Source organism: Bdellovibrio sp. HCB337 (assembly GCF_047302465.1).
Lineage (GTDB): Bacteria > Bdellovibrionota > Bdellovibrionia > Bdellovibrionales > Bdellovibrionaceae > JACMRP01.
On record NZ_CP178621.1, the window covers coordinates 2,353,142 to 2,368,440 of the forward strand.

At 44.3% G+C, this 15,299-nt stretch carries 13 protein-coding genes and 1 tRNA gene; 8 read left to right on the forward strand and 6 right to left on the reverse strand.

Annotated elements, in window-relative coordinates; all coding sequences use genetic code 11:
- Nucleotides 1-257: 257 nt before the first annotated feature.
- The 3 genes from murI to ACLWBB_RS11340 are packed head-to-tail and all read right to left on the reverse strand — an operon-like array spanning nucleotide 258 to nucleotide 2,780.
- Nucleotides 258-1,058, reverse strand: coding sequence for a glutamate racemase (gene murI, locus ACLWBB_RS11330; RefSeq protein WP_413287624.1), 801 nt, complete (start codon nucleotides 1,056-1,058; stop codon nucleotides 258-260).
- Complete coding sequence (locus tag ACLWBB_RS11335; RefSeq protein WP_413287625.1) at nucleotides 1,055-2,107, reverse strand: guanosine monophosphate reductase; 1,053 nt, start codon at nucleotides 2,105-2,107, stop codon at nucleotides 1,055-1,057. Before ACLWBB_RS11335 ends, murI begins: the two co-directional genes overlap by 4 nt.
- On the reverse strand, nucleotides 2,088-2,780 hold the full coding sequence (locus ACLWBB_RS11340) for a hypothetical protein (protein ID WP_413287626.1): 693 nt from the start codon (nucleotides 2,778-2,780) through the stop codon (nucleotides 2,088-2,090). The genes ACLWBB_RS11335 and ACLWBB_RS11340 overlap by 20 nt, the downstream gene beginning before the upstream one ends.
- A 130-nt stretch (nucleotides 2,781-2,910) precedes the next feature.
- Between ACLWBB_RS11340 and ACLWBB_RS11345 the strand changes: the two genes are divergently transcribed.
- From ACLWBB_RS11345 to ACLWBB_RS11365, 5 genes are all read left to right on the forward strand, one after another.
- A tRNA-Leu gene (locus ACLWBB_RS11345) sits at nucleotides 2,911-3,002 on the forward strand.
- 358 nt (nucleotides 3,003-3,360) lie between these two features.
- On the forward strand, nucleotides 3,361-5,532 hold the full coding sequence (locus ACLWBB_RS11350; RefSeq protein ID WP_413287627.1) for a DUF1592 domain-containing protein: 2,172 nt from the start codon (nucleotides 3,361-3,363) through the stop codon (nucleotides 5,530-5,532).
- 20 nt (nucleotides 5,533-5,552) lie between these two features.
- Nucleotides 5,553-7,211 carry a DUF1552 domain-containing protein gene (locus tag ACLWBB_RS11355; RefSeq protein WP_413287628.1) on the forward strand — a complete coding sequence of 553 codons (1,659 nt, stop codon included), beginning with the start codon at nucleotides 5,553-5,555 and terminating at the stop codon, nucleotides 7,209-7,211.
- A 434-nt stretch (nucleotides 7,212-7,645) separates the two neighbouring features.
- Nucleotides 7,646-8,995 (forward strand): M16 family metallopeptidase, encoded by a 1,350-nt coding sequence (locus ACLWBB_RS11360; protein WP_413287629.1) that lies wholly within the window; start codon nucleotides 7,646-7,648, stop codon nucleotides 8,993-8,995.
- Between the two features lies 1 nt (nucleotide 8,996).
- Complete coding sequence (locus tag ACLWBB_RS11365) at nucleotides 8,997-10,355, forward strand: M16 family metallopeptidase (protein ID WP_413287630.1); 1,359 nt, start codon at nucleotides 8,997-8,999, stop codon at nucleotides 10,353-10,355.
- 57 nt (nucleotides 10,356-10,412) lie between these two features.
- Here ACLWBB_RS11365 and ACLWBB_RS11370 read toward each other — a convergent pair whose 3' ends face one another.
- The gene (locus tag ACLWBB_RS11370) at nucleotides 10,413-11,063 is read right to left on the reverse strand and encodes a hypothetical protein (RefSeq protein ID WP_413287631.1); all 651 of its coding nucleotides are present in this window, start codon (nucleotides 11,061-11,063) and stop codon (nucleotides 10,413-10,415) included.
- A 265-nt stretch (nucleotides 11,064-11,328) separates the two neighbouring features.
- On the opposite strand from ACLWBB_RS11370, the gene ACLWBB_RS11375 reads away from it, so the two are divergent.
- The 3 genes from ACLWBB_RS11375 to ACLWBB_RS11385 all read left to right on the forward strand — a co-directional run bounded on the left by ACLWBB_RS11375 (nucleotide 11,329) and on the right by ACLWBB_RS11385 (nucleotide 13,872).
- Nucleotides 11,329-11,850, forward strand: coding sequence for a hypothetical protein (locus tag ACLWBB_RS11375; RefSeq protein ID WP_413287632.1), 522 nt, complete (start codon nucleotides 11,329-11,331; stop codon nucleotides 11,848-11,850).
- A gap of 137 nt (nucleotides 11,851-11,987) precedes the next feature.
- Nucleotides 11,988-12,416, forward strand: a complete 429-nt coding sequence (locus tag ACLWBB_RS11380; protein ID WP_413287633.1) for a hypothetical protein — start codon at nucleotides 11,988-11,990, stop codon at nucleotides 12,414-12,416.
- A gap of 211 nt (nucleotides 12,417-12,627) precedes the next feature.
- Nucleotides 12,628-13,872 carry a DEAD/DEAH box helicase gene (locus tag ACLWBB_RS11385; RefSeq protein ID WP_413287634.1) on the forward strand — a complete coding sequence of 415 codons (1,245 nt, stop codon included), beginning with the start codon at nucleotides 12,628-12,630 and terminating at the stop codon, nucleotides 13,870-13,872.
- A 50-nt stretch (nucleotides 13,873-13,922) separates the two neighbouring features.
- Here the strand turns inward: ACLWBB_RS11385 and trhA are convergent, their stop codons facing one another.
- Both trhA and ACLWBB_RS11395 read right to left on the reverse strand, forming a co-directional pair.
- The gene (trhA, locus tag ACLWBB_RS11390; protein WP_413287635.1) at nucleotides 13,923-14,573 is read right to left on the reverse strand and encodes a PAQR family membrane homeostasis protein TrhA; all 651 of its coding nucleotides are present in this window, start codon (nucleotides 14,571-14,573) and stop codon (nucleotides 13,923-13,925) included.
- Nucleotides 14,574-14,822: 249 nt separating this feature from the next.
- Entirely contained in the window at nucleotides 14,823-15,236 is a 414-nt protein-coding gene (locus ACLWBB_RS11395) for a hypothetical protein (RefSeq protein ID WP_413287636.1), read from the reverse strand.
- Nucleotides 15,237-15,299 lie beyond the last annotated feature (63 nt).

Consider the following 15,299-nt stretch of genomic DNA (forward strand, 5'->3'; position numbering starts at 1 on the left):
ACTGCGTTATAATGTTGCACGTCCGCTTGAAAATAAGTCGCATTCCTTGTGTTCACTCCGCTTCGAGGTCTTTACAAACTGTCTCGAAATGAATAGGCGGCTTCCTAATGCCGCGATTCTTTTAAGTCTTTTCGGCTGTTAAGAATTTTTGTTAAGTAAATAACATCAAATGGGAGCGATAAAGATTCTGTTAAGACTTAATGCCCGTGTTCTCTCAAGGAGCACTAAAGGAATGAACAATCTAAAGGTCGAGGGGACTAAATATCGACGACTGAGAACTGTTCTGCTCGAACAGGTTCAAGAATTCGACGAGCCAAATTATTGAAATGCTCAGAGGCATCGGTCGTCATAATATGAATGTTTTGAGTGGCGTCTTCCTTCACAGGTTTGAAGTGTCCACGTTCAATATCTTGTGCGATCAGCTCTGCGATGGCTTCGCCGGAATCGACAAGTTCAATAGAGTTACCAGTCACTTTGCGAATGGCTTCTTTTAAAATCGGATAATGAGTGCAACCAAGAATGAGGGTATCAATCCCCGTCTTCACGATAGGATTTACGTATCGATAAGTCACAAGATTCGTGATGGGATCATCATCCCAGCCCTCTTCTGCAAGCGGCACAAACAGCGGACACGCCTGACTGAAGACTTCAACACCTTCATCCAAACGAATAAGCTCTTGCGCGTAAGCGGCACTTTTCACTGTCGCACGAGTTCCAAGAATTCCAATTTTTTTATTTTTGGTCAGATTCAGCGCTTTGAAGCTTCCAGGGTGAATCACATTATAGACTGGCACTCCTTCAAATTCCCCCTCGGGAAATTGCGAAGAAGCCGAGTTACATGCAATCACCACGGCCTTTACCCCTTGGCGCAAAAGGTAGTGAACATTTTGTTCAGAGTAACGACGAATCGTAAGAGCCGACTTCGAACCATAAGGAAGACGAGCCGTATCCCCCAAGTAGAGAAAACTCTCTTGAGGGAACCTTTCCGCAAGGACTTTCAAAACTGTCAGTCCTCCGATGCCCGAATCAAAAACCCCTACGGGTCGAGAATCCATCATGTATTCAATCCGTGAGCGCGGCTTTCCGCGATTCCGTTGCTAGACATTTCCATAAAGTACGCTTTGTCGCGAATTTCTGCGACACTCGTTGCATTTACATAGCTCATACCACTGCGGATACCGCCAGTAATCTCAAGAATTACGTCGCGAGCATGTCCTTTGACAGAAACCATCGTGGATTCACCTTCAGCAGCCATGCCCTCAGGCACGCCTCCACGCCATGAAACTTGCGCGGACTTCGAGGCCATACCACGATACTGTTTTTTACCAGCTTTCAAATCGCCCGGAGTTTCCAAAGTCCCAGAGAGCATACTTCCAAGCATCACAGTGCTTGCGCCAGCAGCAAAGGCCTTCACGATATCACCAGAAGTTTTAATACCACCATCAGCGATCACAGGAACGCCGTAGCTGTCCGCGATCTCTGTACAAAGAGCAACGGCTGTTAATTGCGGAACTCCGCAACCAGTGATGATTCTTGTTGTACACATAGAGCCTGGACCAATACCTACTTTGATCGCATCCGCACCGGCTTCGATCAAATCTTTCGCAGCATCCGGCATCGCCAAGTTGCCCGCGATGATTTCGATATTTGGGTAAGTGTCTTTCAACCATTTCATGGTCTCGATCATTTGAATCGAGTGTCCATGAGCAATATCAATCGTAATTACATTCACGCCCGCATCGATCAAGGCTTTTGAACGAGGCTTCGATTCATCCCCCACACCGATAGAAGCAGAAATGATTTTTGCGCCTGATTCTTTCACAGCGCGCACCATCGCCACTTGCTCTTCGATCGATGCAAAACGATGAAGAATACCCAAGCCACCTAGTTTATGCATGGCAATCGCCATGTCTTCGCCAGTAATGGTGTCCATGTTGGCGCTGATGATCGGAGTTTCGATCGTAAGTTTTTTAGTCAAACGCGACGTCAAAGACGGATCTCGACGAGAACGCACATCAGAACGCTTCGGCATCAGCAAAACATCGTCAAAGGTCAAACCGTGACCACGATTTTTAATGTCTTTCCAATTAAACATGAGCTGCTGCATGAGAGGCCTCCTGAGGTTGCTGTTTTTCAAAAATATTCAGCAAGAGTTGAGTGGAAAAAATAAATAAGTAAACGTCAATCAAAGTTAAAACCGCGGCGCTCACTGGAGTTTGCCAAAGCAAGCGGTACTCATCGAACAAAACCGTCAAGATCGACGGGAATAACATATGGAAAACAAAGAAAACTGCCAAAACCTTCAGCAGATTTCGGCGCACGATCTGGGTCGACGCCTTTAAGGCATCCAACTCACCGGCCTCGTAACGTTTCGACATAGTCACCACATATGGGATCATAACGAATTCGAAGTACTTCCAAATCCCCGGCAAAATAAAGAGCAAAGACCACAACAGGGATTTTCCCCAAGATCGCAAGATTTCGATACTGAGCTGGTTCAAATGGTGCTGAATAAAGTGCCACAGGCCTTTTTCATTGGCCTCGGCCGTTTGTGCCCCATAAATGACCACCAATGAACCCAAAATCGGGAAAACAATCCCCACCAAAAGTGATGCAAAGCCATAAGCCCAAATCCACCCCGACGCCCCGTTGGGATTTCTGAGTGCGGCTTCGGTGTTGATAGTGAGAAGCTGATCAAGACTGGTGTAGATCAGCGTCAGGACATAAAGAGGTAGTCCTATTCGCTTAAAAATCTGAAGGTTACGGGCAAAAAAACTCACGACGAGATATCAAACTCCGGAGTGACCCTAGAGTCAAAAGGATTTCACGGGGTGTCATGGTTATAGGTCATAAAAATCAAATAGATGACAACAAAGCTAAAAAATGATTTCTTGGATCTTCATTTTACGTGCCCCGGTGGCGAAACTGGTAGACGCACAGGACTTAAAATCCTGGGCTTCCTTTACAGGGGCGTGCCGGTTCAAGTCCGGCCCGGGGCACCACTTCCCAAGCTATTCGAACACCCACGTTGAGTGCTTGAGGAAAAGATTGAAGGTCACCGTAGGGTGGCCTTTTTTCATTTCCAGGGGTCTCAATGAGGCCGCCTTCGCGAGTTTCAAAATTTGGGGTACAGATCATTTAAGTCACAACGAATCCAATCTAATTCGCTGCTAAGACCTGAAAGCGCTGCGAATATGCAGCGCTTTCTCTCTGAACTATGACTATATGTTCGATACCATTTCCATAGTCTGAATAGCCTTGTCTCAAATTGACCGGGCTTCATTAACTCTTCGTAATTGCCGAAAAGCAAACGTACAATATATTTAGGTTTATATTGATACATCCGGGGGAAATAAGACCATGAGAAAAGTATTATCAAGGATTCTACTTTTTAGTTTTTCAAGTCTTATGGTTTTGATTTGCTTTGGGCAGGGATGTTCAAAAGGCGGATTTGACATGAACGATCCACTAACAAGTAGTGATCATTCATCAACGTCTGGTTCGCCGCCGGTCAGTGATGGCACTCCAATCACAACTCCCACACAACTTGATTTTGATAGATTTCAAACGATTGTAAAAACTAATTGTTATGCCTGTCATGAAACTTTTAAGCAGTATACGACAGAAGTTCAATGGAAAACTCTTTCTGGACAACTTCTAGTACCAGGCTTTCCTGAAAAATCAAAAATTTATACCCGACTAACGCTATCCACGCTTGGGACAGACACTAAAAGTATGCCTCCAGCGACGGCCTCTCCACAAATATCTAAAGCAGATGCGGACTTTATTCGGGAATATATTAAGTTACTCCCTCCGGAAACTTCCCCTGCAAATACAGCGGCAAACTATGCTCTGGATAGTCTAAAGGTCGCCTGCAATGTCGTTGGTGAAAGCCAGGCTTATCATACTTTGAAACTGCTCAGCGATTTTGAATTAAAAAACACGTTGAAAGATATTTTTACTTCAACTTTTTTTAACGTGCTCTTTGAAGTGAGTATTGATCCTGCGACACAAACTGAATCTTCCAGTTTAGATGCGGTCCCTAAAAGACGTATCCAAGAATCTTTAACGGCACCCTTTCTATTTAGCAAAGGCGCAACGACTGTTACTGCAGAGTTTTTAAAAACTTATGATACAACTATTTGGAATGCCGTTCAAAAAATGAAAACTTTGAGCGTAGCACAGCGAACCCAGTTTTTTACAAGTTACGTCGCTTGCTATAATGAAGCCGCATTGACTGATGACTGCGTTAGCCAATTTATTAGTGCATTTGGTCTCAGTGCCTATCGTAGAAAAATTTTGACGACGGAAGTGAACCAATTTAAAGCGTCCGTGGCTAACGAAAGCACACCCCTTAACAAACTTTATTATATCATCTACGGTATGTTAATGGCTCCGGACTTTATATATCACTATGAAGTGAATGGGACTAACGCGAATAATATGCTGGTGTTGGATCAATATGCACTCGCCTCTCGAATCTCTTATTTGGTAACAGGCTCAACCCCCGACAAAAAAATGTTGCAACTTGCAACAGATGGCAAAATAAGTACAGCCGTCGATATTAGTTCAGCTGTGGATTACTTAGTGGCAACATATCCCACCAAGGTAAAAGAGAACATCTGGCAATTCACTTCTGAATGGTTGCGGCTCACGAGTTCAAACTTTCCAAATTCGCCGAGAGCTAATGCTATTTCGAATAGTTTTATAAATTTGGCAGGCGGAGAAGGCAGCACTTTCAGGAAAGCCGCCCTTCAAGAAATGAAGGATATGTTTGGATACTACACAGTCGACAAACCAGGGACATTTACTGATTTACTGACCTCTGATAAGTCATTTGCTTCAAATGCAAAATTGGCCCAGGTATATAATACCCCAATGTGGTCAGCAGGCCAGACTCCCCCAGTGATACCAACCACCGAAAAAAGAGTTGGGTTTTTAACAAAAGCTGCAATGACAATTCACGGTGGCGATAGGAATAATCCATTCGCGACTGGTGGAACTATCTTTAAACATGTCCTTTGCCGTCAGTTCGGCTCTCCCGGAGGAATTTTCACACCCGCCGTTATTGATAACACCGTTGTGCGTACAACTCGCCAGTATTATGAGGCCATCGTTCCACGTGGAAGTTCGTGCATAGGTTGCCATAGTCAAATTGAGCCCTTTGGAATGCCTTACGAACAATTTGACATTTTTTCGCGCAACCGAAACAACATTGAAAAAATCTATGATGATAACGGGACGTATTTAGGTGATAGGCCAACGGATACAACTCAGTCTGCGACCTTTGGCACTGTAGCCGCCAGTGTCGATAATGCATTAAGCTTGGTAAATAAAATTAATGACAGCAAAGAAGCACATGTCTGTTTTGCGACGCAAATCTACCGCAATCATTTTGGCAGAATAAGTACAAGTGCTGATGCCTGTATGCTGAGCCGAATCGCAGACAAGGCGTCTTCGAATGGCAGTGTTATAGATATTCTTAAGGCATTGGCCATTGATGCAAGTTTTAGACAAAGACGTATGAACTAATAGGCAACGGGGGAAGATCAATGAATAAACGAAATAAAATGAGCTCATCAAGTGTTGATGCTGTTGCCTTTGATGCGATAAATCGTCGCATGTTCATAAAGACGGCGGTAGGATATATGGCGATGCCTTTTTTAGCTTCGTTAATTCCCCGCGAAGTCCTGGCGCAAGTTTCTTCTTCGCCAAGACGTTTTATCGGTATCGCCACCTCCGATCAAATGCCGCAACAATTGCTTTTCCCTACGGGCTTTGTGGGCAAAACCAATACGGCGCCTTATAGCAATAATACCACCGCCTTTCAGGAGAGCGGATTTAATTATAGCGAAACCATTCTATCATCAATTATAAGCCAAAACGGGTCTATTTCGGGTGCACTCGATAGTAAGTTTAATGCCTTTGTTTCAAAAATGGTGATGCTGGGGGGTTTGGATTTTCCAGGCCGTTTGGATCATGGTTCGCAAGGGTGCATGGGTAATACAGCCAATTCCAATTTAGGTTCGGAGTTATCGATAAACAGTAATTACACCGTGGACAGAGTTTTGGCTCGGCAGTCGCAAATTTATTCAAGCGCAACGGATGCATCACCAGGCATGGCGCTGAGACTGGGCGATAAAAGTTGCTCAGGCGAAAAAACCGGAGCTGGAGGACGTGGCCAAGAAGTTGGCACGATGGATTTAAGCCTCAGTGGTAATTTAAATCAGATATTCGCAACTTATTTTAAGGCAAGTACCGGTGCTCCTGGCACACCCACGACCACGGTCAGCGGGGATGCGACCCGAAAAGGTATCATTGATCAAATATATTCAAGTGCAGTTTCTGTCCGAGGCAGCGCCAAAACCAGCGCCGAAGATAAATCCCGTTTAGATGAGTATTTACAAAATCTTTCGGAAATTTCCAAGTCGCTGACTCCTCAGACGACAACCGTCCCTTCAAGCCAAAACGCCTGCCCTGCGGTTGCAAATGATTTTACAAAAATTACTAGAAATGGAGGCAGCGATATTGCCACTGGAAGCAGTGCCATTCCCAATACAACGACCTACTTTAAAGATGTTGTTCGATTGATAACTTTATTCATCAAGTGTGATTTATGCCGTGTCTTTAACGTCGGTTTTGCCTCGGCGTTGGCGTCCCCGACTGAAGCGATCAACTTTTACACTGAGCCAAGACCATGGCATTTAGATTATGGCCACGGAAATAACTATCCTAAATTATTAGGTGCTCAGAAATGGGTTTTAGATAACGTTGTTTATCAATTGATGCAAAACCTGAATGCAACAGAGTCTTCGGAAACCTATCTTGATAATACTTTGATATACTACTCCCCTGAAATGTCCTTTGGACATTCCGGCATCAACATGGGGAGCTTATTGATTGGTGACAAGCGCCTGAATGGCGGAAGAGCCCTTAACTATGCCGACTACAGTAAAGGACTAGAGGCCAGCAGTTCGTACGGAGGACTTAAAATGGAAGTCGGCCCCGGCCAACCCATAAATCGCCTTTGGGTCACGATGATGCAAGCTTACGGCATTCCAACCTCAGCCTATTTCGGCAAATACGGTTCGCGGTCAGATACTTATGGCAATTGGGTAGACTATTCTGCTTTAGGTGGCTTCGAAGCCCCTTTCAAAACCATTCAAAGAGCTCAATTGATAGGATCCGTGCTACCAAAGGTATTAAAGTAGGTTCTTGATTTATTCAGGGATTTGCAAATAAATATAATACGCACTGTTTTTTACGCCAGTGCGTCTCGATAATGAGTTTGACCTATGAACCCACCCAAGGCGGTTCGTCTACTCCGGCGCCTTGCGCACCATTAGCTTTCATTTGCTCAGACAGTGTTACTGCCATCATGGCATTTCTTTCCTCGCTCTCTCTTATTCTCGTTTTTTAACTTTATTTTTGGTTCGACATGGCCTTCTTTTTTTGCGGTGCTTTTTACTCTCTGTGGACCTCGCAAATGGGAAGGAAATGATGCCTCGCGGCCATAGGTTTTTACGTGGGTTTGGGTTTTCTGGGAAGCGGAGATCTTGCTGGCATGGCGTTATTGGGTGTGCTGCTTTGGTTGGCGTGCTTAACTTTCTTTCTCGTTTTATTTCTCTTTATATAAGGAGCTTGTGTGAAATTGTTTTTGTGTTTAGCACTCGTTTTTCAAGTCTCTGCGGCGGTTGCTGCGCCTCAGACTTTGGAGGATGTTGAGAAGACTAAGAAGTCTCATAAGATTAATGATCTTATTACTGCCAATGAATATCAGATGGCCAATGGGCTCACTGTATTCTTGACGGAAAATCCTAAGGCTCCTGATGTAGTTGTTGCTCACTGGGTGAAAGCTGGAAGTCTGCATGAGACTCCGGGAATTACTGGGATTGCTCATTTGTTTGAGCATATGATGTTCCGCCCGATTGCTCCGGGGGCTCCGACCTTCTTTGATATTGCCGGTAAACTTGGCGCTGACTTCAATGCCAATACTCGCTTTGAATCTACTTTCTATTTTACTTCGGTTGCTCCTGCAAAGTGGACCGAGCTTTTAAAACATGAAGCGGATCGCTTTCAGAAAATCGTCGTGACTAAAGAAATGCTGGATGCTGAAAGAAAAGCCGTCTGGTCTGAGTACTCGACAAAGTTTGATGCAAATCCAGTTATTGATTTGTGGTTTCAGTCTTACCAACAAGCCTACAAAGGACATCCATTCGGTTGGATGATTATTGGCAACCGTGAGGACTTAGAGAAAATCACGGCGGAAGACTGCAATACCTTTTTCCAAAAATACTATAAACCGAATAACACCGGTCTATTCATTACTGGCAATTTCAAAACTAAAGAAGCGCTTCAACAAGTTTTGAAGCTTTATGGGGATTGGAAACCTTCGGAAACGGCCGCCCAACCACCAAAGCCTTATGACATTAAAAAAGCCAAAGAAATCATCGGTGAAGGCAAACTGCCGTCAGATGCTAAGTTCACTCTTTTTGGTATTCGCACGCCTTACTTTGACAAAGACAATGCAAAACTGCTGACAGTTTTTAACAACATTCTCTTTGATGGCGAAAATGGTCTTCTAAAAATGCGCCTTGTTGATGATAAGCAGATCGCTTCAAGCGCTTCTGATTTCAACTTTGACTATGACAATGGAATGATCAAAGCCGCCATTGTCAGTCTACCAAAGACAAAGATGTCTCAACTCCGCGCTGAGCTTTTAGAGATTCCCAAAGATTTTGATAAAATGAGCGAGGCCGATTTCAACACTTATAAAAAGAATGCCTATATTCGCATGGCCGAAGGCAATCAACGAAACCAGGCCCTCTCCGATGCCCTTGCGCTGACTTGGGGCAAATACGGCAATATTGATATCACTAAAGAACTTATTTCTGCACCACTTGACGTCACAAAAGAACAAATGAAGAAGTTCATTGCTCAATACTACGTGCCTGAAAATTTTGTGATTTTGACCCATAAAGGACAAAAGAATTAATATGAAAACAACACTTTTAGTTCTGCTTTTATCATTCTCAGTCTTTCAAGCTCACGCGCTTGAAAAATTTAAAAACGGCGCACCTTTCTTTGCTCAGCAAGACACAACATTGCCAAGAAATATTTTGCTGCTTTCCTTTCAAGGCGGCCCTGCAGCCGTTTCTCCAGCGCAGCAAGGAAACTTCCTGCTTCTCAGTGAAGCTCTGAACGAAGGCCCTTCTGATCGAAGTCTTAAAGAATACAAACAGGAACTTTTCAATTTAGGCGCAGAAGTATCATTTAGAGCCGATAACAATGCTTTCCAGATTGTGGTGAAGGCGCCTCCTGCTGAAATGGACAAAGTTTTAGTATTGCTAAAACAAACTTTGGAAAAGCCACGTACTTCCGAAGAGGATTTCAAGCGCTTTCAAGGAAATGTCCTTGCGGGCGTTAAATCCGGCTTCGAGGACATGCGTAGTGTAATCTTCTATTTCGCGCCTCGCGATTTGCTAAGTTACTCAGCCCAAACCCGGTCTGGCGACACGTCTCCAACTTCTTTTGAAAAACTAACTTACGATGATTTCAAAAGCAGCTTCTCTGCCCTGAACTATCAAAGGCTTTTTGCTTCTTATATTGGCCCCCAAGCGACGAAAGAAGTCAGAACTAAAATCGAAACAACTTTCAAAAACGAACTTCAAAAGCCTTACAAAAAGTGGGCTCTTGAAACGACCTCAGTTCCTAAGTTAAAGAAAAACACCTACACCATCGTGGATAAACCAGGTGCGACCGACAACCAAGTAGTCTATCTGTATCCACAATCAGTCCGTCGTGACGGCCCTCAATGGGTCAACGCTATGGTGAATATGGATGTCTTAGGCGGAGGCTTGCATGGCCACCTTGGTCGCACTCTACGCACCGAACGCGGACTTACTTACGGAGCCATGTCTTGGTTTAGCAAAACAACTTTACCAGTTTGGATGGCATGGACTTTCGGAGGCGTTGAGCAAACCAAAGGCCTTATCACCGGAGTTCCTGAAGTTGTTGGTAAATACGTGGCGGGTCCTTTAACTGCAACGGAGCTCGCTGAGTCTAAAGGACGCCTTCTAAATAGCATGGGCACTGACCTAGAATTGGCTAAGGATCGTCTTCTGACTCAAAGCTGGCATTACGCTAACGGCTTGAATCCGCAAGTGGTCGATCAATACGTGAAGATGCTCGACAATACAAAACTCGCCGATGTCACGAAGTTTAAAAATACACTAAGCTCAAAAGCGGCAGCCGTCTATATGATGGGGGATCAAACAAAGCTGATTCCGATTCTGGAATCGATCGGAGTTCCTAAATCGGAAATTCGAGTCGTAAAAGTAACAGATATTCTTTAATAGAAAACCCGGGCCAAAAACCCGGGTTTTTGTTTTTCAAAAAGCTAGTCGAAATTGTTATTTAGCGCCGTGCTTTTGCTTGGCGGCAGGGCCAGCGCTAGCAGCGGCAGAACTCTTTACCTTAATGTTGCTAGATAAGTTAAATTTTTTCTTTAAGTCTTCTGCCTTTGATTCAATGCTTATTCTAGCGAGGCGGGCACCAGGGCCTGTGAGACCTTCACAGGCAGAGGACATTTGTTCAATCCTATCCCTTATTTTTAACGCTTCCTTGCTGTTATCAGGTAGTTTCTCATTTTTAAAATTTAAAAATGCGAACGCAATAACTATATCCAAATCGTTTTGCCGTGTGGCTTTCGTAAAAGATGCATTGAATTTATCGCAGTCTTTTGGAAAGTCTTGAGAGCTTTTCCAATCCTGAGAATATGTGGTGCAATTTTCGTCCTGGCACTTAATGCACATACCGTTAGGTCCGGTGTCATTATTGATTTTTAAATGTTGATACCAGGTTCCAGAATAATCATCATGACCGGCTCGAGTACGGTAAATACTGTTTTCTGTGACGTAAGCTCCGTCGGTTTCGAGAGGAACATAAAATGGTGCTTGTTCATTGCCAGTGAAACCTTTTAAGCAGCGTATATAGTCTCCGGTGCTATTTGCAAAAACAGAAGGAATAAAAAAAAATATGAAAGCAGTAATCAATCCTCTCATCCTATCACCTCATGCCTTACTTTAAGTGTATTATGAAGCAGTTTAACACTCTATAGAAACAGTTAAAAGCGGCGTCGTAGTAAAGGACAGAAAGTGCGACCAAGCGCCGTAGCTCCCAAAGTGAAACTGGGAACATGCTCTTTCTTTAGTCTACCTATCTATCTATTTTTTAGATGGACGTCATTTGAACATTCTATTTTTCATTTACTCCTAAATAAGACATCTTGCGCTTGTCTTAACCAAAACACCCTTAAAGGAGAAATTCATGAAAACGATTTTTCTGTTAGCCTCGATCCTTTGCGCAAGTCCTGCATTCGCCATTCATCTCTACGCCGACTACCACTGCAAAAACGGAAACCTGGAACTCAATTACGATGGCCCAGGCTCGAATTATGCATTCGGCGGATTTGGACATTTTTATATAACAAAAGCAGGCAAAACGATTTCTGTCTTGTCTTTGGAAGATATTTCCGAAGGTGATAGCGTCGGTGATGTTGTCGCAGAAGAAATTTTAGGAGTCTTGTTCGACCTCCATAACGAAAAAGCCACAAGCCCTATCACTTCCGACAAAAAGGCCGGTGATAAATGCGAGCCTGGTGAGATTGACTACGTCCACACGGAGTGGAACTCCACGCGAACCATCGTCATTAAAGAGATCTTACCGCAAGCATCTCAGGACCTAGGAATCAAAGCTGGAGAAAAGCTGACCTTCACTTGTCAGGAAACTCAAGATACGCCAATTACGTGCCCAGACTCAGGCCAATATAGCGAAGACGACCTAAATTAAGCATGAAGCGAGTGGGTCTATGTATTTCGTCAGCGAACCCCCTACTGCGGCACTTTTGCCGCAGATTGTGGCTGGGATTCTAGGGATTACGCCAAGGCCCATGATAGTAGATTCCACATATACCCAAGGAGTTTACTATGAAAAAAATTATTTTAGCGTTAACGTTCTTTGCCTCTGTAAATGCTTTTGCCGGAGCTTACAGTCTCTCTTGCAGCAATCCGACAGGATCAGTAAAAATTGGAAAAGGTTGTTTGACCGTTAATGGTAAAGACTACGCATACTATAGCGAATATTCCTCTACGAGATTGATGGGACTTGAGTTAGTCGACTTCCTGAAAGAACCTAGCCCTAAAGTTGCCGTCAGCGCGCCAGATGCGCCTACGAATGTCGCCCAAGGTGGCGTTACAGTGTTATCTGAAAAAGATTTTAAAGATGAATGTGGCAACTCGGGCACCGAGACAGAATACAAAGAAGCCATTGGCATTTATCAAGCTGACGGGAGTACATTAGTAGACGTTGCCCATATCACATGCACAGAAACAATTATTACGGGCCACTGCTTTTAAAACAGTATTCTAAACCCGTATTTTCGATCCGGGGTCTGTCATGAACGTACAGACCTCTTTGCTGGACCCCACCCACGGCCATGCAGTTTTTACCATTCAAGCACGTAATAAGGCTTAGGCAGCAAACATGGATATGCCCCTAGCGAGAAGCCCCCGTTTGTGTTATAAAACCGCCTTCAATCCGACTCTCTCCATGTAACCGGGGTTTCCTATGAAATTCGATAAGTTCTTTCTATCTGAAGACATTCTACGCAATCTAAACAACCTCGGATTTTTCCGTACGACAGACATCCAGTACAAAGCCATTCCTTCCATCATGAAGGGCGAGGACGTCTTAGCCATCGCTCAGACCGGAACCGGTAAGACGGCGGCCTTCGCAATCCCCCTCATTAACGGAATTCATGCAAATAAAGCCAGCAAACGCGCATTGGGCATTAAGTGCCTAGTCATGGTCCCTACCCGCGAACTTGCCCAACAAATCGGAGAGGTTTTTAACTCTATCGCCAAACACACAAAGGTTCGTGCTTTTGCCGTTTTTGGTGGCGTTGAACAAGATGCGCAGATTAAGAAACTGCAAGACGGGATTGATATCTTGATTGCAACTCCGGGCCGGATGTTTGACTTGATCCGCGAAGATTACATGAACCTCCACCATGTAGAGACGCTCGTGCTGGACGAAGCCGATCGCATGTTGGACTTAGGTTTCATCGATGACGTTGAGGCCGTTAAACGAAAACTGCCGCGCAACCATCAGACTTTGTTTTTCTCTGCGACCATCAATCCTGAAATCAAAAAACTTGCTTACTCTCAAGTTCGCAGCAGTGCGATTCGCATTCAGATTTCTCCGGAAGACCCGGTTTCAAAGAACATTACACACTCTGTGATGTTTGTTGAAATGGACGATAAGCGTTTCTTCTTGGCTGAATTCCTTCAGCAAAATCCTGAGGGCAAATTTATTGTCTTCGTTCGTACCCGTGTTCGCGCAGAACGCGTTGCTAAGGCCCTAGAACGCGCTGAAATCCAGTCCCGCACCCTTCACGGCGAAAAAGACCAGACAGACCGCATGGACGTCTTAAAAGACTTCCGTAATGGCAAGTTTAGCATCCTGATTGCCACAGACGTTAGTGCCCGCGGGATCGATATCAATGACGTTACTCATGTGATTAACTATGACCTTCCAGAAAATCCAGAAAACTACGTACATCGCATCGGCCGTACTGGTCGTGGCTTTAATAAGGGCATTGCGGTTTCCTTCTGTGCTCAAGAAGAAAAGAAACTTTTGGAAGACATCGAAGCTACAATCAATAAAAAGATCGATGTGATGAAAGTCAGCAAAGCGGGTTATGAAATGATCACCAAACCCGTGGATCTGAGCTTGGACCTAAAAGCGTTGATTGAAGCTGAAGAAGCGCGCATTGAAAATGCAAAACGCCGTAAGAAAAAACCCAAGAAGTAAAACGTTTTTAAACGTGTTTTTATCAAAGTCTATCGTCGCTGCATTTTTGGTTAGCGCATAAGGCTAGCGATAACGATAAAGTGAAAGACGGCGGCTACTATCACCATGATATGAAAGATTTCGTGATAGCCAAAAACTCGTGGCCACGGGTTCGGCCACTTAAAGGCGTACACTAAAGCACCTAGGGTATAGATCACACCACCCACCAATAGCAATACGACGCTGGTGGTTCCAAGGGCCGCCTGAAGTTCGGGCAAATAAGGCACGGCCAACCACCCCATGATGACATACAGAATCGCGGATAAAAGCTTCGGAGCCTTCACCCAAAAAATGGACTGGATAATACCGACAAAAGCAGCGGCCCAGAAAATGATCAGAAGCTTATTCCCTGAACCTTCCTGCATCGCAAGCAAGGTCAACGGAGTCCCCGTACCTGCGATCATCACAAAGATCGCTGCGTGATCAAGACGCTTCATCGTGGCGCGAGGTCGAGGATTCCACATTGGGCGGTGATAAAGGGCGCTGATACCAAAAAGTCCCACAACACCCAAAGAGTATATAACTGTGGCTATAGCTTCGCGAGAATTATCGCTCCGTGCGATCAGCATCGCGCAGGCGCCCATCGCAAAGAAAAATGCGGCCTGGTGAAAATGGCCTCTTAATAGAGGTTTAACAATAGCGGGAACTTGTTCGTCAGCCATAAGCGGATACTAAATCTGACTTTCGCATTAGGCAAACTTTCTAGCTAATGCGTCTAGCAGACGGAACATATTCAGGGAAATTACTATAAAAACTCCGAGAAATCCACACTCAGTAGAGTGCATACTCCATCCTTGTTCTCGACGACCACGTCAAATAACACTCTGTACATACTTCGGCGCCGCATACGCCGAAGTAATCAGAGACATCAATACCAATACGACATTAAATATCTGTTTCATAAAAACCTTCTATTTGCAGATCATAGCAAATTCAGATTTGATATTGGCGCTATCGAAAACGTTTAAAGTTCTATAAACGTTCGTAAACGCACCTCTGCCATCGGCATCGACGATAACTTCGGTTTTTGTGTAAGTCGTCAATGATCGCTCAGTTTTTGAAAGAACAAGAGATCCATCTGCCAAGTTCTTTTCTAATCTTTCTTCGAAAATTCCATTGTATTGGTCATCGCCGCGCATTTGAACAATGACCTCATCACCAGCGTCATACAGACAAACACTGCGAGGACCGCCGTCTGTTTCAACACAGCTAAGAGCTGGTGTTGCACCAGGAATATGAGAGCTACAAACAGATGATTTTGCAAACGCCGTTGTGGTGATAACTACTGTACTAAAACTAACAAGAGCAAAGTTTAAAAGTTTCATAAATATCTCCTTAATAAAATTGATTTGCGTTCGCAAAAGAAGATAATTCAATTTTATTTCGGA

Coding starts and splice junctions, on each gene's coding strand:
- murI (WP_413287624.1), bottom strand. CDS start 1,058: ATGATGGATTCTCGACCCGTAGGGGTTTTTGATTCGGGCATCGGAGGA.
- ACLWBB_RS11335 (WP_413287625.1), bottom strand. CDS start 2,107: ATGCAGCAGCTCATGTTTAATTGGAAAGACATTAAAAATCGTGGTCAC.
- ACLWBB_RS11350 (WP_413287627.1), top strand. CDS start 3,361: ATGAGAAAAGTATTATCAAGGATTCTACTTTTTAGTTTTTCAAGTCTT.
- ACLWBB_RS11355 (WP_413287628.1), top strand. CDS start 5,553: ATGAATAAACGAAATAAAATGAGCTCATCAAGTGTTGATGCTGTTGCC.
- ACLWBB_RS11365 (WP_413287630.1), top strand. CDS start 8,997: ATGAAAACAACACTTTTAGTTCTGCTTTTATCATTCTCAGTCTTTCAA.
- ACLWBB_RS11370 (WP_413287631.1), bottom strand. CDS start 11,063: ATGAGAGGATTGATTACTGCTTTCATATTTTTTTTTATTCCTTCTGTT.
- ACLWBB_RS11375 (WP_413287632.1), top strand. CDS start 11,329: ATGAAAACGATTTTTCTGTTAGCCTCGATCCTTTGCGCAAGTCCTGCA.
- ACLWBB_RS11380 (WP_413287633.1), top strand. CDS start 11,988: ATGAAAAAAATTATTTTAGCGTTAACGTTCTTTGCCTCTGTAAATGCT.
- ACLWBB_RS11385 (WP_413287634.1), top strand. CDS start 12,628: ATGAAATTCGATAAGTTCTTTCTATCTGAAGACATTCTACGCAATCTA.
- trhA (WP_413287635.1), bottom strand. CDS start 14,573: ATGGCTGACGAACAAGTTCCCGCTATTGTTAAACCTCTATTAAGAGGC.
- ACLWBB_RS11395 (WP_413287636.1), bottom strand. CDS start 15,236: ATGAAACTTTTAAACTTTGCTCTTGTTAGTTTTAGTACAGTAGTTATC.